Origin of the sequence: Pseudoalteromonas sp. BZK2 (genome assembly GCF_014349195.1) — a bacterium.
In the GTDB taxonomy this organism is placed as follows: Bacteria; Pseudomonadota; Gammaproteobacteria; order Enterobacterales; family Alteromonadaceae; genus Pseudoalteromonas; species Pseudoalteromonas simplex.
Map to the genome: position 1 here is coordinate 43827 of NZ_JACSOG010000012.1, position 25116 is coordinate 68942.

Here is a 25116-nt window from a genome sequence, read left to right on the forward strand (position 1 = left end):
ATAGCAAGTGGCCCAAACCTTATACGATAAAATTTGGCAAGCTCATGTAGTCGCCAGCATAAATGATCAAACCGATTTACTTTATATCGACCGTCACCTAGTTCATGAAGTTACATCGCCGCAAGCCTTTGCTGGTTTACGTGAGAAAAACCGTAAAGTACGTTGCCCAGAAAAAACCTTTGCGACCATGGACCATAACGTTTCAACAAAAAGCCGTTCATTAGATGCTGCGAGTGAAGTGTCGAAAAATCAATTAATGGCACTGGATGCAAACTGTAAAGAGTTTGGTATTCAACTTTATGATTTAAATTCGATTAATCAAGGTATTGTGCATGTAATGGGGCCTGAACAGGGCATTACCTTACCGGGCACAACCATAGTGTGTGGTGACAGCCATACCTCTACCCATGGTGCATTTGGTGCACTAGCGCACGGTATTGGTACTTCAGAAGTTGAGCATGTTCTAGCCACTCAAACACTGCAGCAGAAAAAAGCTAAGTCATTAAAAATTCAAATAAATGGTCGCCTACGTCCAACCGTTACTGCCAAAGATTTAATCATGGCAGTGATCGGTAAATTAGGCACTGCGGGTGGTACTGGCTATGTTGCTGAGTTTTGTGGTGAAGGGATCGAAGCGCTGTCTATGGAAGCGCGTATGACGCTTTGTAATATGAGTATTGAAATGGGCGCAAAAGCGGGTTTAATCGCACCAGATCAAACAACTTATGATTATTTAAAAGGTCGCCCATTTGCACCACAAGGTGCTGACTTTGATAGTGCCGTTGCCTACTGGCAAACACTAAAAACTGATGAAGGCGCAGAGTTTGATCATGTTGTTGAATTAGAGGCTGCTGATATTCAACCGCAAATTACGTGGGGTACCAGCCCTGAGCAAGTGATTGGCGTAGATGAATTCATTCCTGATCCTGAGCAAGAGCCAGATCTAATCAAGGCTGATGCAATCCGCAGCGCACTAAAATATATGGGTTTAAAAGCCGGTGATAAATTGTCTTCTGCGACTGTTGATACCGTATTTATTGGCTCATGTACAAATAGCCGAATTGAAGATTTACGTGCTGCTGCGCAAATTGTTGAAGGTAAGCAGGTTGCAGCGGGTGTTGAAGCGCTGATTGTTCCTGGTTCTGGCCTTGTTAAAAAACAAGCCGAAGACGAAGGCCTTGCAGATATCTTCAAAGCAGCTGGCTTTGAATGGCGTGAGCCAGGTTGTTCAATGTGCTTAGCAATGAATGACGATAGGTTAGAAGCCGGTAAACGCTGTGCGTCGACCTCTAATCGTAACTTTGAAGGTCGCCAAGGTCGCGGTGGCCGCACTCACTTAGTGAGCCCTGCAATGGCTGCGGCAGCGGCAATTCATGGTCGTTTTGTTGATATCAGAGGAGAAGCCTAATGAGTGTATTTTTTAGTGGCTTAATGGCCCCGTTAGATAAAAACAATGTTGATACTGACCAAATTATTCCAAAGCAGTTTTTAACTTCGACCAGCCGTGATGGTTTTGATGCGGCGCTTTTCTACGATTGGCGTTATCTAGATAACGGCGAGCCAAACCCTGAGTTTATTTTGAACCGTCCTTGTTACCAAGGTGCGCAAATTCTTTTAACTCGCGACAATTTTGGTTGTGGTTCATCGCGAGAGCATGCGCCATGGGCATTAAAGCAATATGGTTTTGAAGTTATTTTAGCGGAAAGCTTTGCCGATATTTTCTTTAATAACTGCGGCAATAACCAAATGCTTGCTATCGCATTACCAGCAGAAACACTTGAGCAATTATTTGTGCTGAGTGAACAACATGATGATATTCACATTGAAGTTGATTTAGAAAACCAACAACTTCGTAGCGATAAGTTTGACACTATTCACTTTGATATTCGCCATGACATTAAAGAGCGTTTGTTAAGTGGCTTAGACTTTATCGGTGTGACTGAAACACTTAACAGCCAAATTGATGCCTTTGAGCAGCAGCTAGCAGTAGAACGCCCTTGGCAATAACCTGTTTTTTCCATGTGAACCTAAACGCGGCCAAGGCCGCGTTTTTTTGTTATTTATCGTAATTGTTTTCTTTATGGCCTTTAAACCATTAGCCTAGACTGAAATTTTATTTAGGGAACACACCATGAAATATTTAGTGGCATCGATGCTCGTGGCAGCATCATCAGTAGCGGCTGCACGACCTGCACCGTTAGTGTCAATTCCAAGCCATGATGGCTTTTTTGATAATATCGCTGCCCATTGCGGTAAAGCTTACGAAGGTAAAGTGAGCGTTGATAACGCAGCTGGCCCGAGCTCATTTGTGGGCAAAAAGTTAGTAATGCATGTACGTCGTTGTAACGAGCGTGAGTTACAAGTGCCATTTCATGTAGGGGATGATGCATCTCGTACTTGGATCATCACAAAAACGGGCAGTGGACTTAGTTTAAAGCATGACCATCGCCATAAAGATGGCAGCGATGATAAATCAACCATGTATGGTGGGCATACTCTTGATGCGGGTTTTGCTAACGCACAGTCGTTCCCGGCTGATCAGTATTCAAAAGAGTTGTTTGTGAGTCAAGGTATTCCCCAATCAATGGGTAACACGTGGCAAATGTATATTTATCCAAAGCAATTTACGTATCGCTTAGTGCGTGAAGGACGTGAGTTTCGCGTTGATTTTGACTTAACAAAACCTATCACGCCGCCAAGCGCGCCGTGGGGATATGAAGACTAGTACTATTTAGCTTCGTCTTCACACTGTAAAACAACCGTTAAAGGTGGCTGATAGGCGCGTGGTTTAGTTGGAAAACGTTCATACTCCTGCACCCCATCAGTCACTCTTAGCATAAAAGGTTTGTCTCTACATAAGCGACTTGCATGGCGCAGTAAGAATACGCTTTGATTGCGAAAGTGCTTGTAGTCGTCAGACTGAATTTCGAGGTGGTAGCGGCCGTCGGCCAATTTAGTTTGGTAGTAATGGACTTTTTCGTCGAAGTCATAGAGCTTTTCGGTTTCGCCTTTTGCTGCTTGTGCATTACTGCACCCCGCTAACATTAAAACGGCGCTAATTAATAGTGCTTGTGTACTTCTCAGTTCACTCATAAACACTTAACTCCATGTGATTAATACCTTGTTTCATCGTGATGTTGAACCTGAATTAGCATCCATAGTCAAACTAAGGTAACGTTACGTCTTACATGTAGTCTAACACCCAAAAAGGGAAAATGTGATGCTCAATAAAATAAAACAGCTGTTTTCAGCGCTGAATGATACCCAATCTAGCATTACTGAGCATGACCTAAAAACCGCCGTTGCTGCGTTATTGATTGAGGTTATGCGTGCAGATAATGAGTTACAAGATGATGAGCAACAGACCCTGAATGAGACCTTAAAGAAGTATTTCTCGCTTAACGAGGAAGAGGTTCAAGAGTTAGTTGCAAGTGCATCGCAAAGCCTAGATGATGCAATAGATTATTTTCAGTTTTCAAAGCAAATTAATGCCCAGTGCAGCGCCGAGCAGCGTATTGATATCATCGAGCTGTTGTGGCGTTTAGCCTACGCAGATGGCAATTTAGATAAGCATGAAGAAATGGTTATTCGCCGTGTCGCAAGTTTATTGTATGTAACCCATGAAGATTTTATCGCTGCTAAGTTAGCAGCGACAAAACTAAGTTAGTAGCGATAAAACTAGGCTAGCAATTATTTATTTAATTTGCTCGCTACGCTCACAAGTTGCTGGGCAAGGCTGGCAACTTTATCGGCTGTATCAGCATCGCTGATGCGGCCTTGCTCATCTAATTTGCTGTGGATAGCAGGCACTGCAAGTTGATCTGCAAGCACTAAACTACCAATACCCGATAAAATATCACGTACGTGAATTAAACCACGTAAGCCGCCTAAACCACCTGGTGAAGATGCATAAAGTGCTGTGACTTTATTACGAAATGCGGGTACTGCGCCTTGCTCTGTACGAGAAGCCCAATCGATTGCGTTTTTAAGTGGCGCTGTAATTGAGCCATTATATTCTGGGCTTGCTAATAAAATGCCATCAGCAGCGCGAAGCTTATCTTTTAATAATTGTGCGCCAGCAGGTGTACCTTGCGCTTCAATATCTTCGTCAAATAAAGGTAAGTCTAAATCACTTAATTTAATCACTTCTACTTCAGCACCACTTTCGAGGGCGAAGCGTGCAGCTTCATTGATCAGTTTTTGATTAAAGCTGTCTTTACGTAGGCTGCCTGCTAGGGCAATAATTTTTGGTGCTGTCATGATGGTTTCCTTTTTTAAGCTTCACTGTTGATATATTCACTGTAGCAAAAAACAGCTTGCAGAAAAGCCAAATAAACGCAAAACTTATGTGCGTATATGCACACAAGGAGCCGTTATGGCGATTCAATTTGATGATTGGCAAGATGTAAAAGTTGCTTATGAGGTGGCAAGGCTCGGTACGTTAACCGCTGCTGCTGAATCGTTAGGTGTTCATCACAGCACAGTGCTTAGAAGAATCAACAATTTAGAAGATAACCTTGATGCGCGGTTATTCCACCGTCATGCCCGTGGCTATACAGTGACAGAAATTGGCGCTAAGTTGTTTGCGACTGCAAAATCGATTAACGCTGAACTTGAAAAACTTCACAACGATATTATTGCCGCTGATAGCCAACTGCGAGGCAGTTTATTATTAACTACGGTCAGTGGTTTTATTGATGTGCTTAGTGATGTCTGCGAACAGTTTCAAAGCCTGCACCCGCAAGTGCAGCTCGAAGTTATTCTTGATCAAAACCGCTTACGTCTTGATCACGGTCAGGCACACATTGCCGTGCGAGCAGGTCCTCGGCCTGATGAAGGCGACTATATTGCCCAGCATTTAGCTGAACTTTCGTCAGGGTTTTATGCCTCTAAAAGTTATATTGAAAAGTATGGCATGCCAAAGAATATTGAGCAGTTGCAGCAGCATAGTTTTGTCTCTGGGGTGGCTGGCTATAACGGTAAAGTGCCTTATTTTGCATGGGTTGATCAACACATTGAACCTTCGCAAATTAAGTTACGGGTGTCTGAAACATCAGAAGCTACACGGGCGATTGTGAGGGGCTTAGGAATTGGTGGTTTACAGCATGAAGTGGCAAGCCAATACCCTGATCTGCTGCCAGTGCTTCCTAAAGAGCTAAACTGGCCAACAGATCTTTGGCTAGTGACACATCATTTGGTGCATCGCACAGCCAAAGTACAAGCATTTAGTCAGCTTTTAAAAGCGTATTTTAAAGATTTAAAAGCTTAAACAGACTTTTTAACGCTAATGCCTAGTCGTTTGGCTAGGCGCACAAGGTTGGCTCTATCAACACTTAAGCTGCGTGCTGTGGCTGCCCAGTTTAGGTTGTGTAGTTCAAGTTGTTGCATAATCAATTGATAACTAAAAGTGTCAGTTGCCTCTTTCAGCGATAAGCGAGTGGCTTTTTGTTCGTTAACTGCAACAGGGCTTGGTGCGGCAACGGCTGTTTTAGCAATATCACAATGTTCAGGTTCGATTGTGACAATGCTTTGTTGCCATTGCTGTTGTTTGGCTTTGAGTGCCGCGCGGCTGATCACATGTTCAAGCTCTCTCACATTGCCTGGCCAATCATATTGACGCAGTAGTAATTGTGTATCGCTACTAAGTTTAAGTTGTTTAATTGCCAATTTTTTAGATGTTTGCTCAATAAAAAAGCCTGCCAATAAAATAACATCGTTATCGCGCTCTTTTAGTGGTGCAACATGCAATGGGTAAACGCTTAATCGGTGATAAAGATCTGCACGAAAGCGGCCCGCAGCGACTTCTTGTTTTAAATCGCGGTTGGTTGCTGCAATCACTCTGACATCAACATAACGGCTTTGATCTTCCCCCACAGTTTGTACTTCACCACTTTGTAATACACGCAATAACTTACTTTGCATGGCAAGCGGAAGTTCGCCGATTTCATCTAAAAATAGCGTGCCGCCATCGGCGAGTTGAAACTTACCCTGGCGAGCAGTATGTGCGCCAGTAAATGCGCCTTTACTGTGACCAAAAAATTCACTTTCGGCTAAGTTCTCTGGTAACGATGCGCAGTTTAAGTGGATCAACGGCATGTCACGGCGTTTTGAGTTTAAATGGATATTGCGCGCAACGAGTTCTTTACCGACGCCTGTGTCGCCTTGTATTAAAACGCTAAATTCTGAGGCAGCCACCAGCTGAATATCATTTTTAAGGGTCTGCATTGCTTGGCTATTACCAATAATTTCGACACCTTCTCGTGTTAGTGCCTCAAGGTTAAGCTGCTGCGCAACTTGATGGCTGTGCTGTGCGTGTTGCATAAAATGCTGCAAGGTTAGGGCATGCTCAACATAGCCTGCAGCTAGCTGTTTTAGTTGATTGAGCTCGTTCATTGCTAAAGCGTCAAAGGCATGTTCATCTAAACTATCAAAGGTCAAAACACCCAATAGTTCGTTGTTATCTTTGCTACTCAGCAGCGGCACGCCCATGCAGGCATGAACAGGAAAGTCGCCATGCTGGCTTTGTAATAAACCATCGTAGGGGTCGGGTAGGCCACAGTCTTTGGCAAATTTTAGCGGTTCACTGCCACGGCATATTTCAAATAAGCGCGGATGCTCCGCTATTTTAAAGCGTCTTCCTAACGTATCGTCCGACAACCCATGAAGGGCTACGGGCTTTAACACATCGCCTTGTTTCAATAATAAGGCAACTGCATCACATTCAAGCCAATCATTAATGCAACTCAACAGATAACTGAAATTATGATCAACACTGCTTGCTTTGGTAAGTGCAAGTGCAACATCAAGAAGGGATTTTTTGAGTATCATGTCAATTTGACCTGAATGTGTTTTATTGATGCTTTTAATGGTGTGTCATTTTGACTTATTTATCAAGTGTCCAAATTTAATGCATTGATATTTAATGGTTTTTATTTTTGGCTTGAATTGTGCAATAGCTGGGGAAATTAAACGCTGAGAGCACGAATGAAAGTCATTAATTTAACTGAACCTATGCCAACTAAGATCAAATTTTATCAACTCAGCCAGTGGCCGTTATGGGCATTAGCATTTCGGCCTTTTTTCTTGGCGGCAGGTGCCTTAGCTGTATTTGCTATGAGTTACTGGTTTTTAATCTTGGCGGGCTATGCACAGTGGCACCTAACAATGCCCGCAACGCTTTGGCATGCTCACGAAATGCTGTTTGGCTTTGCAGGCGTGGTTGCCATGGGCTTTTTGCTAACCGCCGCACAAACATGGACAGGTGTGGCGAGTGTAAGTGGTATTAAGCTTTGTTTGCTTAGCATGATTTGGCTTGCTGCAAGGTTTAGTTTTTTTATTGAGATTGCAGGGTTCGAGCAGCTAAACCTTTATATTGTTAGTGCGCTACAACTCGTTTGGTGGCTAGCTGGAATTATTATTCTAGCTGACATGCTGATACAGGCAAAAAGCAGCCATAACTACTTATTTATTGTCATCGCATCTTTGCTCTGTGCGCTCAATGTGATTTTTTTGAGCTTAGTTGTACTTAATAAAATGTCGCTGGCACTGGGGGTTGTTGATACCGCTGTACTTATCATGACACTGCTAGTTGGTGTTGTGGCTGGGCGAGTTGTGCCATTTTTTACCGCGCGCGGCCTTAACCTAAGTGAACAAGTTAGAACCCCCAAGCTCGATAAATTAGTCGTATTTAGCTCACTTTTCGCCATTGCGTGGTTTTTTATGAGTCAGCTATTTTTTAGCGCAATGAGCACCGGTTGGGTTTTTGCTTGGCTTGCTTGTTTACATTCAGCCCGGTGTGTTTTGTGGTGGCATAAAGGCATTCTAAAAGTGCCTTTGCTATGGTCATTACATGTGGCTTATTGGGCTTTATCGGTTGGTTTAATACTCGTCGCGCTGAGCTATTTCAGCCCAATTATCTTATTCAAAGATGCGCTTCATCTGATCACTGTTGGCACCATAGGTGTGATGATCATCGCCATGATGGTACGTGTCTCTCATGGTCACACTGGGCGCGCATTACAGGCCCCTGCGTACATTAGTTTGGCATTTGTACTCATTGTGATAGCTGCCATTGTACGTTCGTTACTTCCCGTTTATTTAGGTCATCACCTTGCATGGCAGTTAAGTGCGTTGCTGTGGGTTGCTGGCTTTAGCTTATTTTTATTTCATTGTGCGCCCATCTTAGTGAATCGTCGTGTTGATGGTCGCCGCGGTTAACCTCTCCAATAGGAAAAACTATGTTATCTGAAAAAACGATCCAGATTGTTAAAAGTACTTTGCCGTTGCTTGCACAAGCAGGCCCTCAAGTGACTGAGTATTTTTATGATCGTATGTTTAGCTACAACCCAGAGCTTAAAAATATTTTTAATATGACGCATCAGCAATCGGGCTCTCAGCAATTTGCGCTATTTAATGCCTTAGCTGCCTACGCGGCAAATATTGATAACTTGGCAGTGTTAAAAGGTGCGCTTGCGCGCATTAATCATAAACACACCAGTTACCATATTTTGCCAGAGCATTATCCTATTGTTGGTGGACATCTGATTGCGACTTTAAAAGAGTTATTGCCAGAACAATTTACTCCTGAGGTCGAGTATGCATGGCGTGAAGCCTATTCATTATTAGCGGATGTATGTATCAATGAGGAGATGTCGCTATATCAAAAAACCAAAAAGGCACCGGGAGGTTGGTTTGGTACTCGTACTTTCACAATTACAGAAAAACGTATGGAGTCATCGCAAATTTGCAGTTTCATATTAACGCCTGCCGATGCAAAGCCTGTTGTGGCGTATTTACCGGGCCAATATTTAGGAATTAAAGTAACGCCAGCAAACAGTGATTTAACGCAAGTTAGGCAATACTCTTTATCACAGCAAAGTAATGGCCACAATTACCGAATTAGCGTGAAAGAAGAAGGCTTGGTATCTAACTACCTACACAGCTTAACTGAGGGGGATAAGGTAGAAATTTACCCACCTGCAGGCGACTTTGTGCTTCGCGAAATCGACTCGCCTGTTGTATTGATTTCTGCGGGTGTTGGTCAAACCCCGATGATGGCGATGCTAGAAACACTATTAAGTAATCAACCTAACCAGTCAATCCATTACCTGCATGCTTGCGACAGTGAGACGCAGTTTGCCTTTAAAGAGTATTTATTTAAGCAACAGCAAGCGCACGCTTCATTACATTGTGTTACCTGGTTTAAAGATGGCAAGGGGGGCGATTTTGCGGGCTTAATGGATGTAAACCACATCGCTGAAAGCTTACCAATAAGCAAAGGTGACTTTTACCTGTGTGGCCCAATCGCATTTATGGCAATGATAAAAGAGCAACTACTAAGTATTGGGGTTGCAAGTGAACGCATTCACTACGAGGTGTTTGGCCCTCACCAAAGCCTATGATGTAAAAGGCGCAGCTTGAGCTGCGCCTTTTTGTTAGTTAACTTCGCACTCTAGATTAGGAAGTGAAATACGGAGCTCTTTTTGTACTTTAGAAGCCCATAAAAATTTCACTATTAGAGTAACTTACGATTGCTCATTTCAGCTATTTCAAGCTTTTGCCACGATTCAAATAGCTTGCGTTGTTTGTCTGATATTTTTAAGCCATAGGTTTTTTGCATATAAAAATAGGTATCGGCTATTTGCTTTCTTGCATAAATGGGTGGCTCAAATACGCGCTGCTTAAAGTCGATTTTTACAGGGCATGCTCCGTAACTTGCACTTGATGTTGACACCATGCCGTAGCGAAAGTTTGAACGGTCAGCATTGATCTCGCCTATAGCAGGGGCAAGGTTATTAATGTCGGCTTCCATTTGACGGAATTTCGCACTGACCTTTTTACAGTTTTTACGACCGCCATCTTGCCAGCATTGTAATTGATGACCAAACTCCCAGGCAGGCACAATATGCTCCCACTCTATTCTTTTTGCGCGAGCATTCTCTTTACCTGAGCGGGTGACAGGGTTTCTAGGAATATAACCACACGCATCAGGGTCTGGCACAAGTTTTTTACCTTGGCGCTTGATATCGCAACCACAATATAAGCTTTTACTATTGCTTGGTAGATTCTTAATTAAATGCTTTTTGGCACTGTAAAAGCTCGAAAACTCTTTAGCGGATATAGGAAAAGTGAAAATAAAACAAAGGGCTAAGTATAGGAATAAACGCATATCCATCACATCAGTGAACTACAGGAGCCGCCATTTTAGAGCGACTATTCTAAAAAGGAAAAGTTTTTCAACTCAGCTATAGTTGTTAGGCCGTTTTTATTAAAGGAATTACAACCATGTTATTAGGTGCTTTTTCTGTAAGTCTAAATGTAAAAGATATTCGTGCTTCAAAGCAGTTTTATGAAAAGCTAGGTTTCAAAGAGTTTGCTGGGGAGATAGAACAGCATTGGCTAATAATGAAAAACGGTGAACATTTGATAGGTTTGTTTCAAGGTATGTTTGATAAAACCATGCTGACCTTTAATCCTGGGTGGGATCAAAATGCTGAAGCTTTGGATGAATTTGCAACCTTTGAGCAATTAGCTGCACAATTTCAGCAACAAGGATTAGAAATACAAAAGGCCGGTGACGCGAGTTTTATTATCACCGACCCAGATGGCAATCCTATTTTGATTGACCAACACGTGTAGCTGGCTTTTTACGTTTAATTCGAACGTTTTGTAGTAACAAGAGAACTCCTGTAATACAAAATAGTACGCTGGTGGCTGAGAAGCTGATGAGTAGTGGATTGTTAAAGTTCTCACGCTCATCATAATCCATAATGTGTAGCATCCAGAAAAAGTCGAAAATGCGCCACAGGGTGCTGCGCACAGTTATAACTTTACCGGTTTGGCTATCTAAATATAAGGTTGTTGTTAACCAATCATCGAAGCTAATTTGCCAAACATTGGCTTTGTGACCGACTTCTCTAGGCCCTTTTGTTAATAACTGCGCTTGCGTTATTTTTGCGTCAATAAGCAGGTGAGCTTGCGCATTCTCAATGATTTGCGCTTTACTCGGTGCAGGCATTTTAGCACCTGTTCTGCCATCAAAAATAAACGTACCGCTAGAGGATGTAACTTCTATAATCGGGGTATTTAAAAAATGGCTATATTTAATCCCTTCGATTTGCTCAAATTGCGCTGTGATTTTATCAATTGAAGCAGGGTAGTCCGACAATAAAAATGGGCTACTTAAACTGCGATTAGCCAGATGCTTACCATGTACTTTTTCAAGTGGTAATGAGCTCATCACAAGCCCACCTAAAAGCCAAAAAAAGATCTGCAAAGCAAGTAAGTAGCCAAGCCATTTATGCCCTTTACGAGCATACTTAAACAGACGTTTATTCATTATTACCCCGTTATTATTGTTATGTGGGCGCTATTTTAGGTTGTTTAGCTAGATTGCCAATGCGGCATAATGTCGCATTAACTGTATTCTAGATTTGGTATATATACAAAACTGAGTTAAAGTTTCAGTCGATATAAATAGAGGGTAAAAACGAGAGTATGTCGGAAATTCAATTTTTAAATGTAGATCTGGAGCTTGAATCAAAGCACGATATTAGTGCGCTTGTTGCTGATTTGAAGAAAAATGCCATGGTTTTACATTATGACCAAGATGAATACCGCCAACTAGCACGTATTGAAGCAACCGCAGATATCAGCTCTCCAGATAAAGCCATTAACCAGCTTTGCGAGCTTATTGAGTCTTGCTCGCGCAATGCATTAAAACAGTGGTTATCGTGCTCAAAGCGTACATTTGATATAGGCTTTGAATCAGGTAATTCGCCTAAATGCTTTAACCAACCCCTGCATGCCGATACCTTATTACGTATCTCTGCAATTGGCGCAGGGATTGAAATTACTATTTATCCTGTCGAAAAATAGCCAGAATTTATCGCTCTACAACAGCTGCGGTCATTCTTGATACGCAGCAAAGCTCTCCTGCGGCATTGGTAATTTTAATATCCCAAACAGAAGTTCGCTTACCTAAATGCAGCGGTCTCGCAGTTGCTGTTAACGTTCCTTTGCGTGACGCTTTCATGTGGTTGGCATTAATTTCTTGGCCAACAGCATAAAACTTATTGAAATCAACCACGAAATTGGCTGCATAGCTTGCCACTGTTTCTGCTAATACAACGTTTGCTCCGCCATGGACCATGCCCATAGGATTATGATGCTCAGGAATAGCAGGCATGGTTGCCATTAAATAATCATCGCCAATTTCAGTTACCTCAATGCCCATAGTTTTCATTAAAGTGCCTTGACCAGTGACCCCTTGTTCCAGCTCTTTGCAAAGCTCTAACGTGATTGGTTGGTGCCAAATACTCATTGTGTTTCCTTAGCCTGCTAATTAAAGCTAATACCTTATGGCATCTTTCGGTGTGGTTCAATGTTAGTTTTGTAGCAATATGATGGGGTTAATTTAAATTTGCGATTTTCAAATAACTGTATATACTCACAGTTAAATGTACTGTATGGAAAACCAGTTGTATGCGCCCATTAACTAAACGCCAATCGCAAATTTTAGAACTAATTAAAGTCTTTATTAAAGATACAGGCATGCCACCTACGCGTGCTGAAATAGCTCAAACATTGGGTTTTAAAAGTGCCAACGCTGCTGAAGAACACTTAAAAGCACTGGCAAAAAAAGGCATGATCAAAATGAAGCCTGGGGCGAGTCGCGGTATTCAGTTAATTGAAGAAGATGAGCCAGAGCAACTAGGCTTACCTTTAATTGGCCGTGTTGCAGCTGGTGAACCTATTTTGGCGCAAGAGCATGTTGAAAGTCACTGCCAAGTTGATCCTTCATTATTTAAACCTGCTGCCGATTTCTTACTGCGTGTAAATGGTATGAGTATGAAAGACATTGGTATTATGGATGGCGATTTGCTTGCAGTACACAGAACACAAGTTGCTGAAAACGGGCAAGTAGTTGTAGCTCGAGTCGATGAAGATGTAACAGTTAAGCGTCTAGAAAAAGCGGGTCGCAAAGTACTTTTACACGCTGAGAACGAAGAGTTTTCGCCTATTGAGGTTGACCTTGAGCATGAGTCGTTCAACATCGAGGGGTTAGCGGTAGGTGTTATTCGTAACGCTGACTGGATGTAAGCGTTCCCAATTTGGTGCATCAAATTGACTCAATTTGGTGCGCCACTGAAATTTTACTACTTAATTAGGATTTGTGAATCCTTACTCTTCATTTAAAGCCTTATATAGCGCAGTTTTCCTCTCTTTTTACATTTCGTTCTTACTCCTAAACATTAAATAAAGCGCTGATTATAGTTGTTATTTCTGCACCAAAATAAACATTTATTATCATTAAAACTTGCTTATTGGTCATTTTTTAACTAATTGGTTAATACACTGTATTAACACCTAATTAATAAAAAGACACAAAAATGTGCGAGGTGTTAGTCATGGGGTCGGTATCATAAGTGGGTCAAAATGATACGTAGTCGCTCTGAACAATAAGAAAAACGAATTGGCACCTTGTTGTATCGCCTTTTCGCTTTGCGTCTTGCAATAGCATCTAAAGGAGCCGTCACATGGGTAAACTGCGTTACGCCTTGTGGCTTATATTGTTTGCACTTCCTGAGCTTGCATTGGCAAATAGCCAATACAATATGCGTAAAGGGGTGACCGATATAAGTAATAATGTTTATGAGTTACACATGACGATATTTATTATCTGCTGTGTAATCGGCATCATCGTATTTGCGGTGATGTTTTGGGCTTTAATACACCACCGTAAATCCAAAGGGGCCAAGCCTGCCCAATTTCATGAAAGTACAAAAGTTGAAATACTTTGGACTGCCATTCCATTTGTCATCTTAATCGCCATGGCTGTGCCTGCCACAAAAACCTTAATTGCCATGGAAGATGCCTCTAAAGCCGATATCACCATTAAAGTGACCGGCTCACAGTGGAAGTGGCATTACGAGTACATGGGCGAAGACATTGCTTATTACTCGATTCTATCTACTCCTAAAGACCAAATAGACAACCAAGCAGAGAAAACTGAGCATTATTTGCTTGAAGTAGATAAACCGCTAGTACTTCCTATCAATAAGAAAGTTCGCTTTTTAATGACCTCAGACGATGTAATTCATTCATGGTGGGTGCCTGATTTTGCGGTTAAAAAGGATGCAAATCCTGGGTTTATTAATGAAGCGTGGACACGTATTAACGAACCCGGAGTATACCGTGGTCAATGTGCTGAGTTATGCGGTAAAGATCATGGCTTTATGCCTGTTGTGGTGAAAGCCTTACCTGAAGATGAATTTGCTAATTGGCTTGCAGATGCCAAGCAAGAAAAAGCCAATGCGGCCGCAGCAGATGCTGCTTTGCTTGATCAAACATTACCGAAAGAAGAGCTTATGGTCTTAGGTGAGCAAGTGTATATGGCAAGCTGTGCTGCATGTCACCAACCTACCGGTATGGGCCTACCTGGCGTATTTCCAGCACTTAAAGGCAGCCCGATTGTATTAGGTGATGTAAAAGATCACATAGACATTGTGTTATACGGTAAGCCTGGTACAGCAATGCAAGCGTTTGATAAACAGCTTTCAATTAAGCAACTTGCTGCGGTTATTACTTATAAGCGAAACGCGTGGGGTAATGATACCGGCGATGTTATCCAACCGAGTCAAATTCAAGCCGCGATTGATGCAGCAGCGGAGGCGAACTAATGAGTAATGTTATTAACGAGCAAGCAACAGGGCATGCGCATCACGACCATCATCACCCAGCTAAAGGTTTTAAGCGTTGGCTTTACACCACCAATCATAAAGACATCGGGAGTTTATACCTGATTTTTTCACTCACCATGTTTTTAATTGGCGGAGCAATGGCAATGGTGATCCGCGCTGAACTGTTTCAGCCTGGATTACAGTTAGTCGATCCGCACTTTTTTAATCAAATGACTACCGTACATGGCTTGATCATGGTGTTTGGTGCCGTTATGCCCGCGTTCACTGGGCTTGCAAACTGGATGGTACCTATGATGATAGGCGCACCAGATATGGCCTTACCACGTATGAATAACTGGAGCTTTTGGATATTGCCGTTCGCATTTTTAATCCTGTTGGCTTCGTTACTCATGCCTGGTGGTGGTCCTGCGTTTGGTTGGACTTTCTACGCACCACTATCAACAACTTACAGCAACGATAACACTGCACTTTTTGTGTTTGCCGTACATATCATGGGTATCAGCTCAATTATGGGGGCGATTAACGTTATCGTGACCATCGTCAACTTAAGAGCACCAGGTATGACGTGGATGAAGCTACCGCTATTTGTTTGGACATGGTTAATCACTGCATTTTTGTTAATTGCTGTTATGCCTGTTCTAGCAGGGGCGGTCACTATGGTGTTGACCGATAAATACTTTGCAACCAGCTTTTTTGATGCAGCCGGAGGGGGCGACCCTGTGATGTTCCAGCACATTTTCTGGTTCTTCGGTCACCCTGAAGTGTACATCATGATTTTACCAGCCTTTGGCATTATATCGACTATCGTACCTACCTTCTCGCGCAAAAAGCTATTTGGCTATGCGTCTATGGTGTATGCAACTTCATCGATTGCGCTGCTAAGTTTTATCGTTTGGGCACATCATATGTTTACCACAGGGATGCCTGTAGCAGGCGAGTTGTTTTTCATGTACGCCACCATGCTCATTTCGGTACCAACGGGCGTTAAAGTGTTTAACTGGGTAGCCACCATGTGGCGCGGTTCAATTAGCTTCGAAATTCCGATGATGTTTGCCATCGCCTTTATTGTGTTATTCACCTTAGGTGGTTTCTCTGGCTTGATGCTTGCGATTACACCGGCAGATTTTCAGTATCACGATACCTATTTTGTGGTGGCTCATTTCCATTATGTGCTTGTGACAGGAGCTGTGTTCTCAATTATGGCGGGGGCCTACTACTGGTTACCGAAATGGACTGGCAACATGTACAACGAAACGCTGGCGAAATGGCATTTTTGGTTATCGCTAATCAGTGTCAACGTGTTGTTCTTCCCTATGCACTTTGTTGGCCTTGCCGGTATGCCGCGTCGTATTCCTGACTATGCACTGCAATTCGCTGACTTTAACGCCATTATCAGTATTGGTGGTTTTGCATTTGGCTTATCGCAACTGTTGTTTGTGTTGGTGGTATTTAAATGTGCCAGAGGGGGCGAAAAAGCACCTGCCAAAGTATGGGATGGAGCTGAAGGTTTAGAGTGGGAAGTCGATTCTCCAGCACCTTATCATACCTTTGAAACACCGCCGGAGATTAAGTAATGAACCATGCACCTTTGCTAAAAAAACTGCTGATTACATGCTTGCTCATGTTTGCTTTTGCTTTTGCAATGGTGCCGCTTTACGACGTGTTTTGCGACGTTACAGGGTTGAATGGTAAGCCATCATTAGAAAAAGCGAGCGCGAGTGAATCAATAAATACACAGCGTCAAGTTGATGTCAGCTTTACCACTCACGCTCAAAGCGGCGCGCCATTTAAGGTGCAGTCTGAGCAATACAGTGTGGCAGTACAACCTGGTGCCATGCGTGAAGTTAAATTCTCAGCGAAAAACACCAGTAATGAAGACAAAGTCATGCAAGCAATTCCATCAGTATCACCGGGTAAAGCAGCAAAGTACTTACATAAAATCGCCTGTTTTTGCTTTGATCAGCAGCCAATGAAAGCCGGTGAAGAAATGGAGTTTACCTTGTTGTTTTATGTTGATACTGAGTTACCCGACGATGTTGAGGAACTGACGTTGTCGTATACCGTGTTTGATATTAGCGGGCATGTTGTGGCTAAAAACGATTAAAAGCCGCCAAGCTAATTGCTAATTGGGAGCAAACAAAATGAATCAAAATTATGAAAAATACTATGTTCCAGCCGAGAGTCCTTGGCCAATAGTTGGTGCCATCGCGATGTTTTTAATTGCTGTTGGTGCTGGTTTAACTGTGATGCAAGTAAGTGGTGAGGGCAGTAGTGGCCAGTATGTGTTGTATCTAGGCATTGCCATATTAGTTTATATGGTTTTTAGCTGGTTTAGAAACGTTATTGAAGAGTCTCATAAAGGGCTTTACTCAGCACAAATGGACCGCTCCTTCAGACAAGGTATGAGCTGGTTCATATTCTCTGAGGTTATGTTCTTTATGGCGTTTTTTGGCGCTCTCTTTTACGCACGTATGATTTCGGTGCCTTGGCTCGGTGGCGCTGGTAATAACGCTATGACCAATGAAGTGCTCTGGCCAACCTTTGAAGCCGTATGGCCGCTATTAACTACGCCAGCGGGCGAGACCACACAGGCTATGGGCTGGCAAGGTCTACCATTGATCAACACGCTTATTCTACTTACCTCGTCGGTCACAATTCACTTTGCTCATGTTGCTATTGAAAACAACAAGCGCGGCGCCCTGAAGGTGTTTTTATCTTTAACCGTGCTATTAGGTGTGATTTTCCTTGGCTTACAAGTTTATGAGTATATGCATGCTTATCAAGATCTAGGTTTGACCTTAGATGCGGGCGTTTATGGGAATACCTTTTTCTTGTTAACGGGCTTTCACGGTATGCACGTGACACTTGGAACCATTATTTTATTTGTGGTGCTGCTCAGAATTTTTAAAGGCCACTTCACGAGTGAAAAGCATTTTGCCTTTCAAGCAGCTGCTTGGTATTGGCACTTTGTTGATGTGGTGTGGTTGTGTTTATTTGTATTTGTGTACGTGCTGTAGCTTTGTGAAGCGGCGACGGGTTGGTGTGAATAAAGCCTAATTTCATTGCGGCAATGATGAGCACCAGCACAATACCTGAGAACAGCACTCGACGACCTAAATAATGCGACATGGGTTTAGAGTGCTCTTTTGCTGACATCATCACAAACAGCGCTCTAAACAGGTTGAACAGAATATAAAGTAATAACAAAACAATAATGATTTTAATCATATTAGGTATTCCAAATGCAGTTAATTTTATGGCGCAAACAAAAGCTTAGCTCAATTATCGCAATTTGCGTTGTGATACTTGCAGTGCTTATTTGTTTACGACTCAGCGTTTGGCAATACCAGCGAGGCGAGCAAAAACAGCAGCAACTAAGCCAGTTAGCCGTTTCGAAAGAGCAAGGAGTTTTGAATTGGCAAGAGCTGCAAAATTTACCTAAAGAGCTGAACAAAACGGGCATGCAAGTCAAAGTCTCTGGCGAGGTAAATAAACAACAGTACTGGCTGCTTGATAATCAAATTTATCAGGGGCAAGTGGGCTATGACTTACTAGTAGCGATGACAATTACCGGTGAAACCGCGCCTTTAATCGTTAACTTTGGTTGGCTAAAAGCTCCAACAAACCGTAGCCAGTTGCCAACCGTTGTGTGGCCAGAATCAACAAGCTTTACGGCTACTGTGCAATTGAAACAAGGCAACTTACAAGGCTTCACACTTGCCGATGAGATTGGTGCAGAGCAAGGCTGGCCTAAGCGTATTCAAGGCATCGACTTAGCAATTTTTAGTGCTCAATTAGCAAAGCCCTTACAAGGCTTTATTGGTTATCGCAATGAAGCAGATGGTATTGCAACCCCGCATTACCAGAGTGTCGTGATGGGGCCAGATAAACATTACGCCTATGCCGTGCAGTGGTTATTAATCGGCTTAGCGTGTGTTGTTATTGCTTATTTTGCGATGAGAAGGAGAGGTTATGAAAATAAACCCGCTTAGTTTATTCGTTTTATGCTGTTTTGTGCCGTTGGCACTTGCATATGCAGCATTAAAGCTTGAGTGGTTACCGAGTGGTTCGAGTAATCATGGTGAGCTTTTAAGTGAAGAAGTGAAGCTAGTTGATTGGCAACAAGGCGAACCTAAACAATGGACTATTGCGCTTAATTATCCAAAAGAGTGCACTGATGTTTGTGCAAGCCAATTAGCCAGTCTAGATAACCTATATGTCGCTTTAGGTAAAAATCAGCAAAAAGTGGATGTGGCGGTACTGACAAATCAACAGCAGGTATCGGCAAATTGGCGTCAATTAGCAGTAAGTCCTGCACTCAAAGCGGGAGACCTATATTTAGTTGATCACATGGGCTTAGTGGTTTTGCATTACCCCTACACGGCTGAGCCAGAACAAAACAGACTGATTCAAAAAGGCTTACTTAAAGACTTAAAGAAACTACTTAACTATGCGCGTTCAAGTTAAACCTCATTAAGGGGATAAAGATGTATAAAAATTATAAATATTTAGTCTTAATTACCGTTTTCTTCTCAATCTTAGTTGTTGGGCTTGGTGCTTATACACGGCTGAGTGATGCTGGGCTTGGCTGTCCTGACTGGCCTGGGTGCTATGGATTTTTAACCGTGCCAAAACATGAAACTGCTCTGTTACATGTTGAGCAAAACTACCCTGATATGATGTTTGAGGCTGCAAAAGCATGGAAAGAAATGATCCACCGCTATTTTGCCGGTGCCCTTGGCCTATTAATTTTAGCTTTGTTTGTTTTTGCATTTTTAAAACGTCAATATCCAAATATGCCGGTTAAGCTGCCATTAGCACTATTATTACTGGTGGTATTCCAAGCTGTATTGGGCATGTGGACTGTCACTATGAACCTACAACCTTTAGTTGTAATGGGGCATTTGCTCGGCGGTTTTAGTATTTTGTCGTTGCTGTTTTTATTGTATCTACGTTTAAAGACCGAACCTGTTGCTAGCAGTGATAGCGGCGCAAAGCCATATTACCGGTTAGCGCTGGTGGGCTTGGTGGTGCTTATACTGCAAATTGCATTGGGTGGCTGGCTTGCGGCGAATTATGCAGCTCCACATTGCAATGGCTTACCGCTGTGTAGCTACGGACAACCGTTTTCTTTGAAGAGCGTTTTTCAATTACCGCTCGAGCACAGTACCTATGAATATGGTGTGCTATCGCAGCAAGCGCGTATGTCTATTCATTTGCTGCATCGTATTTGGGCGCTGGTTACTTGTGTAGTGTTAGCGCTGATCATGTGGCGCATATATTCACGCTGTTACTCACGAAAAATTAAGCACTGTACCGTCACTGTATTAATCGCTTTGTTGTGCCAAATCTGTTTAGGTCTAGCTGTTGTGCACTGGCACTTTCCATTAAGTGTTGCGCTTGCGCACAACCTAATGGCCGCATTGTTACTGCTTAGCATGGTAAGACTATGCTTCCACTTAAAAATAAGAACCTAGGAGGCTGTGATGGCATTATTACTAAGCTCAGAAAAATCATTATTTATTCAAAGCTCAGAGTTACTTAAAGATTACTTAGCTATAAGTAAATTTAAAGTGGTTGCCATGCTTGTACTCACAGCATGGGTTGGTCTGGCATTAGCTCCTGATGTTGGGCGAGGAGTATTTGTGCAACTTGCAAGCTTGCTAGGCATTGGCTTGCTGTCGGCCGCAGCTGCTGTGATCAATCATGTTGTTGATAGTGAAATCGACAGTAAAATGGCACGTACGCGCCATCGCCCTGTGGCAAAAGGTCGACTCAGTAAACAGCACGCTTTGAGCTTTGCTGGAGTGATTGGCGTAATAGGTTTTATGATGCTTGTGATTTGGGCGAATACACTTACAGCCATTCTTACTTTGTTTGCGCTTGTTGGCTATGCCTTTATTTACACTTCATTTTTAAAGCGTGCCACACCGCAAAATATTGTTATTGGTGGTTTGGCTGGAGCTATGCCACCGCTGTTAGGATGGGTATCTGAAACTGGCCATATGGCTGCTGCACCATGGTTATTGGTGATGATTATATTTACCTGGACCCCACCACATTTTTGGGCATTAGCGATTGCACGTAAAAGTGATTACGAGCGGGCAAAAATTCCGATGCTGCCAGTTACTCACGGTATTGAATTTTGTAAAACATGTGTAGTGGCTTACAGCATTTTACTCGCGTTAGTGTGTGTACTGCCTTACTTAATTGGTATGTCAGGGCTAATTTATTTGCTTGGGGCGAGCATACTAAATGCTGTTTTCATTTATAAGGCGCTGAAGCTGAAAATAGCACCTAAAGATGATACTGCAATGGACTTATTTCGTTTTTCAATTGTGCATTTAATGCTACTCTTTATTGTCTTATTTATTGATAAATGGTTAGTTTTATGACGCGAATAGTCGCTTTATTATTTATGGGCTTGGTGTTATTTATTGCTGGATGTGAAAAAAATAATAGCGTCCCTGAGGTGGAAGCGCTGGTTTATGAGCAAGCGAAACCGATTAGTCCTTTTTTATTAACTGATCAACATGGTGCGCCTGCAGATAACAGCCAATTTATTGATCATTGGAATTTGGTCTTTCTAGGTTACACCAGTTGCCCAGATATTTGTCCAATGACACTGGCAAAACTAACCGCGATTCAAAAACAGTTAAGTCAAGATTACAAAGTACAAGTGTGGTTTGTTGCTGTTGATCCTAAGCGTGACACAACTGAAAAGCGTAAAGCTTATATTGATTACTTTAATCCTAACTTTCTTGCTGTTTCAGGTCCGCATAAACAACTTTTTCCATTTGTAAGAGAGTTAGGCTTAATTTACGCAATTAACGATAGCGATCAGCAAGAATACGCAGTTGATCATAGTGCATCAGTTGTTTTAGTTGATCCTACAGGCTCTGTTAGAGCTATTTTTAAACCACAATTTAAGCAAGGTAATGTGCCATTAGTAGATGCTAGCAAGTTAACGGAGGAGTTTAAGTTAATAGCAGACTATTATGCAGAATAAAGCATTTGCCTTGCGATATTAGCTAACAATAGTAAATACATTTTTTGCCATAACTCGCTAAGCTACTAAAAAAATTTACTATTTTTTAAAGCAATTTATGGCAATTTCGTTTAGTCAGTCTAAGCTTTTATTATGAATTGTTTTAAGCAGGGAAGATTCAAATAATGTTAAAGCTCCCTATTGAATTAGCCATTACTCAGGTCGAAACACTCCATCAAGATTTGCTACAAGAATTGTCTGCGAATGACGATATTTGTCTTGATATTAGTGAAGTGACACGAGCTGATACGGCGTCAATTCAGCTTTTATGTGCGCTGCAAAAACATTTGCTTTCAGTACAACACAAAATCATATGGGTTGGTGAAAGCAAGCCTTTGCAACAAGCAATTACTAGTTTGGGTTTAAGCCATTATCTTGTGCTTGAAAATGCCAATTAAGAGGTTTTTATGAAGAGAATTCTAGCTGTCGATGATTCTGCATCAATGCGCCAAATGGTCAGCTTTACACTAAAAAAAGCAGGCTTCGATGTAACAGAAGCAAAAGATGGTAGCGAAGCACTAAATATCGCTAAGCAACAAGGTTTTGATGCGGTTATTTCGGATGTGAATATGCCTGTCATGGATGGCATTACTCTTATTCGCGAGCTGCGTAGCTTACCTAATTATAAATTTACACCACTACTAATGCTGACCACAGAGTCAGGGCTTGATAAAAAAACAGAAGGTAAAGCTGCTGGAGCAACAGGGTGGATTGTTAAACCATTTAATCCTGAGCAATTGTTAGCGGTATTGAAAAAAGTGATTCGCTAATAATAGGAGCGGGGCATGAGTATAGATCTAAGCCAATTTTTTGAGGTTTTCTTTGAAGAAAGCTTCGAAGGTCTTGATGCAATGGAAGCCGAGTTATTGAACTTGGTGCCAGGCGAAGAAGACTTGGAAACGATAAATACAATTTTCCGTGCTGCACACTCAATAAAAGGAGGCAGTGGTACCTTTGGTTTCAGCGCCGTTGCTGACTTTACTCATGTACTTGAGACTTTGTTAGATCAAATCCGTGAAGGCTCTCGTACCTTAACCGCAGAACACGTTAATCTACTTCTCAAGTCGGTTGATTGCTTAAGAGCGTTGTTAAGAACATTACAAGCGGAGCAGCAGCCAGACTTAACAGAGGCTGATGAGTTACGGGTTAAATTTGAAGAAATTCTGGGCATGCGCTCTAAGAGCAAAGTTGTTCAGCAGCAGGCAGTTAGTAACGAAACTAACATAAAAAATACCTTTCAAATTGACTTCAAACCCCATCATCATTTATTTAAAACTGGCAATGAACCACTGTACATGATCAGTGAACTTGCTGAGTTGGGTGAGCTAGAAACACAAGCCTTTCAAGATGATGTCCCCGATATTACTAACCTTGCCCCCGAAGACTGTTTCTTATCATGGCGTTTTTTCTTAACCACAGACAAAGAGCAAAGTTGCATAGAAGAAATTTTTGAGTGGGTTGAGGATGACGCTGACATTGCTATCACATTGTGCGGTGGCTTGTTTGGTGATGAAGAAATTACAACGACTGAAACGGCTACAGCAGTTGTCGAACCAAAGAAAGAAGCCGAGCCTATTCCAGTTAAACCAACTACTGATACGAAAAAACCAGTACCCGTTAAAGCGACCACAGCCAATGCAGAGTCAACCTCAATCAGGGTTGGTATCGACAAAGTTGATTCATTGATCAACATGGTGGGTGAGTTAGTTATTACTCAAGCGATGTTAAGCCAGTTAGGTGAGCAAGAAATCACCGAAGCAACCATCGCCTCGTTACAAGAGGGCTTAGCGCAACTGGCACATAATACTCGTGACTTACAAGAAAATGTCATGCGTATTCGCATGTTACCAATAAGCTTTGTATTTAGTCGCTTCCCTCGGTTAGTTCGTGATATCTCGCAAAAGTTGGATAAACAAGTTGAGCTTAAATTGCTTGGTGAACAAACAGAACTAGATAAAACGGTGATGGAGAAGCTTTCTGATCCTATGGTGCATCTAGTGAGAAATTCCTTAGATCATGGCTTAGAGACAGTTGATAAGCGTGTTGCTGCGGGCAAAGACCCTGTTGGCACTGTTACGCTTAATGCATTTCATCAAGGCGGTAATATTGTTATCGAAATTATGGATGATGGTCAGGGGCTCAACACGCAAAAGATCAGAGAAAAGGCGATAAAAAATGGCTTGATCTCTGAAAGTGAGGATTTAAACGATAACGAAATTAATGAGCTTATCTTTTTACCTGGCTTTTCGACAGCGGATCAAGTGAGTGACTTATCTGGCCGCGGTGTTGGTATGGACGTGGTTAGGCGTAATATCGAAGCGCTCAGTGGCTCGGTTGAGGTGGCTTCAGCGCCAGGTGTCGGTTCAACCTTCACCATCCGGTTACCTCTTACTCTAGCTATTTTGGATGGTCAATTGGTTAAAGTTGCCCAGCATACATACATTATTCCACTCATTTCTATTATTGAGTCACTACAAATTGATATCAGCAAAGTCAGTCGCGTCGGCAAAGATTTAGATGTACTTCGTTTGAGAGATGAGTACATCCCAATTTTAAGGCTTTACAATATTTTTAATCACAAAGGTGCGATAGAAACGCTTGATAGAACTTTGTTGGTTGTTGTTGAGAGCGATAATCAAAAAGTTGGTTTGTTGGTTGATGATTTATTATCACAGCAACAAGTGGTTATTAAAAGTTTAGAGGCGAATTATCAAAAAGTTGATGGTGTATCAGGAGCGACAATTTTAGGAGATGGCAGAGTATCTTTAATTATAGATATCAGCGGCTTAATTAAATTGTCAGGCTTAAGGAAGCCAGGAAGCCAAGAGTTAATTATTGAATCAAAAGCTAATTTGGAGGCGTCATGATTGTTGAGCACGATGACCTACAAAGTAAGCTGAATATCGGGCAAGACGAAGATATTAAACAGTTTTTAACCTTTTTCATGGCTGATGAAGAGTACGGTGTAGATATTCTTACGGTACAGGAAATTCGTAGTTGGGAAGAAATTACTGAAATTCCAAACTCACCTGACTTCGTTAAAGGCGTTATAAATTTGCGCGGCACTATAGTTCCTATTATTGATTTACGGCTGCGCTTTGGCTTGCCCGCTGTCACTTATGGACCGTTAACTGTCGTTATTGTACTGAAAGTTAAACTAGAGAGCACATGTAAAATTATGGGTATCGTGGTTGATGCCGTGTCGGATGTCTATAGCATTGCAGAGCATGAAGCGAAAGCGGTGCCGCACTTGTCTGACTCAGACAACACTCAATTTGTTGCGGGTTTAGTCAATGTGGGTGAAAAGATGGTCGCGTTACTAGACCTACAAAAAACAATGGACATTTAATTGGGTAGATTAACAAG

At 42.1% G+C, this 25116-nt stretch carries 30 protein-coding genes; 23 read left to right on the forward strand and 7 right to left on the reverse strand.

Annotated elements, in window-relative coordinates:
- Positions 1–7: 7 nt before the first annotated feature.
- The 3 genes from leuC to BIZ38_RS09030 all read left to right on the forward strand — a co-directional run bounded on the left by leuC (position 8) and on the right by BIZ38_RS09030 (position 2725).
- Positions 8–1408 carry a 3-isopropylmalate dehydratase large subunit gene (leuC, locus tag BIZ38_RS09020; protein WP_054554474.1) on the forward strand — a complete coding sequence of 467 codons (1401 nt, stop codon included), beginning with the start codon at positions 8–10 and terminating at the stop codon, positions 1406–1408.
- Positions 1408–2007, forward strand: a complete 600-nt coding sequence (leuD, locus tag BIZ38_RS09025; protein WP_138618464.1) for a 3-isopropylmalate dehydratase small subunit — start codon at positions 1408–1410, stop codon at positions 2005–2007. Before leuC ends, leuD begins: the two co-directional genes overlap by 1 nt.
- Before the next feature lie 124 nt (positions 2008–2131).
- Positions 2132–2725: a hypothetical protein gene (locus BIZ38_RS09030; protein ID WP_138618462.1), complete on the forward strand. Its 594-nt coding sequence runs from the start codon at positions 2132–2134 to the stop codon at positions 2723–2725.
- Positions 2726–2727: 2 nt separating this feature from the next.
- Here BIZ38_RS09030 and BIZ38_RS09035 read toward each other — a convergent pair whose 3' ends face one another.
- Positions 2728–3045, reverse strand: a complete 318-nt coding sequence (locus tag BIZ38_RS09035) for a hypothetical protein (RefSeq protein ID WP_251603649.1) — start codon at positions 3043–3045, stop codon at positions 2728–2730.
- A gap of 175 nt (positions 3046–3220) precedes the next feature.
- On the opposite strand from BIZ38_RS09035, the gene BIZ38_RS09040 reads away from it, so the two are divergent.
- Positions 3221–3667: a TerB family tellurite resistance protein gene (locus BIZ38_RS09040; RefSeq protein WP_054554468.1), complete on the forward strand. Its 447-nt coding sequence runs from the start codon at positions 3221–3223 to the stop codon at positions 3665–3667.
- Between the two features lie 23 nt (positions 3668–3690).
- Here the strand turns inward: BIZ38_RS09040 and BIZ38_RS09045 are convergent, their stop codons facing one another.
- Positions 3691–4260, reverse strand: coding sequence for an NADPH-dependent FMN reductase (locus BIZ38_RS09045; RefSeq protein ID WP_187490144.1), 570 nt, complete (start codon positions 4258–4260; stop codon positions 3691–3693).
- 115 nt (positions 4261–4375) lie between these two features.
- Here BIZ38_RS09045 and BIZ38_RS09050 point away from each other — a divergent pair, with 115 nt between their 5' ends.
- Positions 4376–5269 (forward strand): LysR family transcriptional regulator, encoded by an 894-nt coding sequence (locus tag BIZ38_RS09050; protein ID WP_054562888.1) that lies wholly within the window; start codon positions 4376–4378, stop codon positions 5267–5269.
- Here BIZ38_RS09050 and norR read toward each other — a convergent pair.
- Positions 5266–6828: a nitric oxide reductase transcriptional regulator NorR gene (gene norR, locus BIZ38_RS09055; RefSeq protein ID WP_187490145.1), complete on the reverse strand. Its 1563-nt coding sequence runs from the start codon at positions 6826–6828 to the stop codon at positions 5266–5268. The genes BIZ38_RS09050 and norR overlap by 4 nt on opposite strands.
- A gap of 156 nt (positions 6829–6984) precedes the next feature.
- On the opposite strand from norR, the gene BIZ38_RS09060 reads away from it, so the two are divergent.
- Together BIZ38_RS09060 and hmpA are read left to right on the forward strand one after the other, a co-directional pair.
- Positions 6985–8217 (forward strand): NnrS family protein, encoded by a 1233-nt coding sequence (locus BIZ38_RS09060; protein ID WP_187490146.1) that lies wholly within the window; start codon positions 6985–6987, stop codon positions 8215–8217.
- Positions 8218–8237: 20 nt separating this feature from the next.
- Positions 8238–9401, forward strand: coding sequence for an NO-inducible flavohemoprotein (gene hmpA, locus BIZ38_RS09065; protein ID WP_166341149.1), 1164 nt, complete (start codon positions 8238–8240; stop codon positions 9399–9401).
- 113 nt (positions 9402–9514) lie between these two features.
- Here hmpA and BIZ38_RS09070 read toward each other — a convergent pair whose 3' ends face one another.
- Positions 9515–10168 carry an endonuclease gene (locus tag BIZ38_RS09070; protein WP_166341147.1) on the reverse strand — a complete coding sequence of 218 codons (654 nt, stop codon included), beginning with the start codon at positions 10166–10168 and terminating at the stop codon, positions 9515–9517.
- Positions 10169–10284: 116 nt separating this feature from the next.
- Between BIZ38_RS09070 and BIZ38_RS09075 the strand changes: the two genes are divergently transcribed.
- A complete protein-coding gene (locus tag BIZ38_RS09075; protein WP_054562881.1) occupies positions 10285–10638 on the forward strand; it encodes a VOC family protein in 354 nt (117 codons plus the stop codon).
- Here the strand turns inward: BIZ38_RS09075 and BIZ38_RS09080 are convergent.
- Positions 10613–11338, reverse strand: coding sequence for a hypothetical protein (locus BIZ38_RS09080; protein WP_054562880.1), 726 nt, complete (start codon positions 11336–11338; stop codon positions 10613–10615). The two genes, BIZ38_RS09075 and BIZ38_RS09080, sit on opposite strands and share 26 nt — an antisense overlap.
- A gap of 158 nt (positions 11339–11496) precedes the next feature.
- Between BIZ38_RS09080 and BIZ38_RS09085 the strand changes: the two genes are divergently transcribed.
- Complete coding sequence (locus tag BIZ38_RS09085) at positions 11497–11877, forward strand: hypothetical protein (RefSeq protein WP_054554459.1); 381 nt, start codon at positions 11497–11499, stop codon at positions 11875–11877.
- A 7-nt stretch (positions 11878–11884) separates the two neighbouring features.
- On the opposite strand, the gene BIZ38_RS09090 is transcribed toward BIZ38_RS09085, so the two are convergent.
- A complete protein-coding gene (locus tag BIZ38_RS09090; protein ID WP_187490147.1) occupies positions 11885–12322 on the reverse strand; it encodes a PaaI family thioesterase in 438 nt (145 codons plus the stop codon).
- A 161-nt stretch (positions 12323–12483) separates the two neighbouring features.
- Here BIZ38_RS09090 and lexA point away from each other — a divergent pair, with 161 nt between their 5' ends.
- The 5 genes from lexA to BIZ38_RS09115 all read left to right on the forward strand — a co-directional run bounded on the left by lexA (position 12484) and on the right by BIZ38_RS09115 (position 17719).
- Complete coding sequence (gene lexA / locus BIZ38_RS09095) at positions 12484–13101, forward strand: transcriptional repressor LexA (protein ID WP_054554457.1); 618 nt, start codon at positions 12484–12486, stop codon at positions 13099–13101.
- Positions 13102–13538: 437 nt separating this feature from the next.
- Positions 13539–14681: a cytochrome c oxidase subunit II gene (coxB, locus tag BIZ38_RS09100; protein ID WP_187490148.1), complete on the forward strand. Its 1143-nt coding sequence runs from the start codon at positions 13539–13541 to the stop codon at positions 14679–14681.
- Positions 14681–16276, forward strand: coding sequence for a cytochrome c oxidase subunit I (gene ctaD, locus BIZ38_RS09105; protein WP_054554455.1), 1596 nt, complete (start codon positions 14681–14683; stop codon positions 16274–16276). Before coxB ends, ctaD begins: the two co-directional genes overlap by 1 nt.
- Complete coding sequence (locus tag BIZ38_RS09110; RefSeq protein WP_054554454.1) at positions 16276–16806, forward strand: cytochrome c oxidase assembly protein; 531 nt, start codon at positions 16276–16278, stop codon at positions 16804–16806. The genes ctaD and BIZ38_RS09110 overlap by 1 nt, the downstream gene beginning before the upstream one ends.
- Before the next feature lie 37 nt (positions 16807–16843).
- Complete coding sequence (locus BIZ38_RS09115; RefSeq protein ID WP_055020536.1) at positions 16844–17719, forward strand: cytochrome c oxidase subunit 3; 876 nt, start codon at positions 16844–16846, stop codon at positions 17717–17719.
- Here BIZ38_RS09115 and BIZ38_RS21945 read toward each other — a convergent pair.
- Complete coding sequence (locus BIZ38_RS21945) at positions 17619–17930, reverse strand: DUF2909 domain-containing protein (protein WP_082389325.1); 312 nt, start codon at positions 17928–17930, stop codon at positions 17619–17621. The genes BIZ38_RS09115 and BIZ38_RS21945 overlap by 101 nt on opposite strands.
- Positions 17931–17944: 14 nt before the next feature.
- Between BIZ38_RS21945 and BIZ38_RS09125 the strand changes: the two genes are divergently transcribed.
- The 9 genes from BIZ38_RS09125 to BIZ38_RS09165 all read left to right on the forward strand — a co-directional run bounded on the left by BIZ38_RS09125 (position 17945) and on the right by BIZ38_RS09165 (position 25099).
- Entirely contained in the window at positions 17945–18694 is a 750-nt protein-coding gene (locus BIZ38_RS09125; protein WP_166341141.1) for an SURF1 family protein, read from the forward strand.
- Positions 18675–19169, forward strand: coding sequence for a hypothetical protein (locus BIZ38_RS09130; protein WP_054554451.1), 495 nt, complete (start codon positions 18675–18677; stop codon positions 19167–19169). Before BIZ38_RS09125 ends, BIZ38_RS09130 begins: the two co-directional genes overlap by 20 nt.
- A gap of 20 nt (positions 19170–19189) precedes the next feature.
- On the forward strand, positions 19190–20179 hold the full coding sequence (locus tag BIZ38_RS09135) for a COX15/CtaA family protein (protein WP_054554450.1): 990 nt from the start codon (positions 19190–19192) through the stop codon (positions 20177–20179).
- 9 nt (positions 20180–20188) lie between these two features.
- The gene (cyoE, locus tag BIZ38_RS09140; RefSeq protein WP_054554449.1) at positions 20189–21097 is read left to right on the forward strand and encodes a heme o synthase; all 909 of its coding nucleotides are present in this window, start codon (positions 20189–20191) and stop codon (positions 21095–21097) included.
- Positions 21094–21711 (forward strand): SCO family protein, encoded by a 618-nt coding sequence (locus tag BIZ38_RS09145; RefSeq protein ID WP_187490149.1) that lies wholly within the window; start codon positions 21094–21096, stop codon positions 21709–21711. Before cyoE ends, BIZ38_RS09145 begins: the two co-directional genes overlap by 4 nt.
- Before the next feature lie 164 nt (positions 21712–21875).
- On the forward strand, positions 21876–22148 hold the full coding sequence (locus BIZ38_RS09150) for a lipid asymmetry maintenance protein MlaB (RefSeq protein ID WP_054554447.1): 273 nt from the start codon (positions 21876–21878) through the stop codon (positions 22146–22148).
- Between the two features lie 9 nt (positions 22149–22157).
- A complete protein-coding gene (locus BIZ38_RS09155) occupies positions 22158–22520 on the forward strand; it encodes a response regulator (RefSeq protein ID WP_054554446.1) in 363 nt (120 codons plus the stop codon).
- A 15-nt stretch (positions 22521–22535) separates the two neighbouring features.
- Positions 22536–24617: a chemotaxis protein CheA gene (locus BIZ38_RS09160; RefSeq protein WP_187490150.1), complete on the forward strand. Its 2082-nt coding sequence runs from the start codon at positions 22536–22538 to the stop codon at positions 24615–24617.
- Positions 24614–25099, forward strand: coding sequence for a chemotaxis protein CheW (locus BIZ38_RS09165; RefSeq protein ID WP_054554444.1), 486 nt, complete (start codon positions 24614–24616; stop codon positions 25097–25099). Before BIZ38_RS09160 ends, BIZ38_RS09165 begins: the two co-directional genes overlap by 4 nt.
- Positions 25100–25116: the final 17 nt, after the last annotated feature.

What these genes read in the sequence shown, in the direction of transcription:
- leuD (WP_138618464.1), top strand. Translation starts at nt 1,408, where the DNA reads ATGAGTGTATTTTTTAGTGGCTTAATGGCCCCGTTAGATAAAAACAAT.
- hmpA (WP_166341149.1), top strand. Translation starts at nt 8,238, where the DNA reads ATGTTATCTGAAAAAACGATCCAGATTGTTAAAAGTACTTTGCCGTTG.
- BIZ38_RS09165 (WP_054554444.1), top strand. Translation starts at nt 24,614, where the DNA reads ATGATTGTTGAGCACGATGACCTACAAAGTAAGCTGAATATCGGGCAA.
- BIZ38_RS09130 (WP_054554451.1), top strand. Translation starts at nt 18,675, where the DNA reads ATGAAAATAAACCCGCTTAGTTTATTCGTTTTATGCTGTTTTGTGCCG.
- BIZ38_RS09125 (WP_166341141.1), top strand. Translation starts at nt 17,945, where the DNA reads ATGCAGTTAATTTTATGGCGCAAACAAAAGCTTAGCTCAATTATCGCA.
- norR (WP_187490145.1), bottom strand. Translation starts at nt 6,828, where the DNA reads ATGATACTCAAAAAATCCCTTCTTGATGTTGCACTTGCACTTACCAAA.
- coxB (WP_187490148.1), top strand. Translation starts at nt 13,539, where the DNA reads ATGGGTAAACTGCGTTACGCCTTGTGGCTTATATTGTTTGCACTTCCT.
- BIZ38_RS09080 (WP_054562880.1), bottom strand. Translation starts at nt 11,338, where the DNA reads ATGAATAAACGTCTGTTTAAGTATGCTCGTAAAGGGCATAAATGGCTT.
- BIZ38_RS09150 (WP_054554447.1), top strand. Translation starts at nt 21,876, where the DNA reads ATGTTAAAGCTCCCTATTGAATTAGCCATTACTCAGGTCGAAACACTC.
- BIZ38_RS09145 (WP_187490149.1), top strand. Translation starts at nt 21,094, where the DNA reads ATGACGCGAATAGTCGCTTTATTATTTATGGGCTTGGTGTTATTTATT.
- BIZ38_RS09160 (WP_187490150.1), top strand. Translation starts at nt 22,536, where the DNA reads ATGAGTATAGATCTAAGCCAATTTTTTGAGGTTTTCTTTGAAGAAAGC.
- ctaD (WP_054554455.1), top strand. Translation starts at nt 14,681, where the DNA reads ATGAGTAATGTTATTAACGAGCAAGCAACAGGGCATGCGCATCACGAC.
- BIZ38_RS09035 (WP_251603649.1), bottom strand. Translation starts at nt 3,045, where the DNA reads ATGTTAGCGGGGTGCAGTAATGCACAAGCAGCAAAAGGCGAAACCGAA.
- BIZ38_RS09060 (WP_187490146.1), top strand. Translation starts at nt 6,985, where the DNA reads ATGAAAGTCATTAATTTAACTGAACCTATGCCAACTAAGATCAAATTT.
- cyoE (WP_054554449.1), top strand. Translation starts at nt 20,189, where the DNA reads ATGGCATTATTACTAAGCTCAGAAAAATCATTATTTATTCAAAGCTCA.
- BIZ38_RS09110 (WP_054554454.1), top strand. Translation starts at nt 16,276, where the DNA reads ATGAACCATGCACCTTTGCTAAAAAAACTGCTGATTACATGCTTGCTC.
- BIZ38_RS09030 (WP_138618462.1), top strand. Translation starts at nt 2,132, where the DNA reads ATGAAATATTTAGTGGCATCGATGCTCGTGGCAGCATCATCAGTAGCG.
- BIZ38_RS09040 (WP_054554468.1), top strand. Translation starts at nt 3,221, where the DNA reads ATGCTCAATAAAATAAAACAGCTGTTTTCAGCGCTGAATGATACCCAA.
- BIZ38_RS09045 (WP_187490144.1), bottom strand. Translation starts at nt 4,260, where the DNA reads ATGACAGCACCAAAAATTATTGCCCTAGCAGGCAGCCTACGTAAAGAC.
- BIZ38_RS09090 (WP_187490147.1), bottom strand. Translation starts at nt 12,322, where the DNA reads ATGAGTATTTGGCACCAACCAATCACGTTAGAGCTTTGCAAAGAGCTG.
- lexA (WP_054554457.1), top strand. Translation starts at nt 12,484, where the DNA reads ATGCGCCCATTAACTAAACGCCAATCGCAAATTTTAGAACTAATTAAA.
- BIZ38_RS09070 (WP_166341147.1), bottom strand. Translation starts at nt 10,168, where the DNA reads ATGCGTTTATTCCTATACTTAGCCCTTTGTTTTATTTTCACTTTTCCT.
- BIZ38_RS09115 (WP_055020536.1), top strand. Translation starts at nt 16,844, where the DNA reads ATGAATCAAAATTATGAAAAATACTATGTTCCAGCCGAGAGTCCTTGG.
- BIZ38_RS09050 (WP_054562888.1), top strand. Translation starts at nt 4,376, where the DNA reads ATGGCGATTCAATTTGATGATTGGCAAGATGTAAAAGTTGCTTATGAG.
- BIZ38_RS09155 (WP_054554446.1), top strand. Translation starts at nt 22,158, where the DNA reads ATGAAGAGAATTCTAGCTGTCGATGATTCTGCATCAATGCGCCAAATG.
- BIZ38_RS09135 (WP_054554450.1), top strand. Translation starts at nt 19,190, where the DNA reads ATGTATAAAAATTATAAATATTTAGTCTTAATTACCGTTTTCTTCTCA.
- BIZ38_RS09075 (WP_054562881.1), top strand. Translation starts at nt 10,285, where the DNA reads ATGTTATTAGGTGCTTTTTCTGTAAGTCTAAATGTAAAAGATATTCGT.
- BIZ38_RS21945 (WP_082389325.1), bottom strand. Translation starts at nt 17,930, where the DNA reads ATGATTAAAATCATTATTGTTTTGTTATTACTTTATATTCTGTTCAAC.
- BIZ38_RS09085 (WP_054554459.1), top strand. Translation starts at nt 11,497, where the DNA reads ATGTCGGAAATTCAATTTTTAAATGTAGATCTGGAGCTTGAATCAAAG.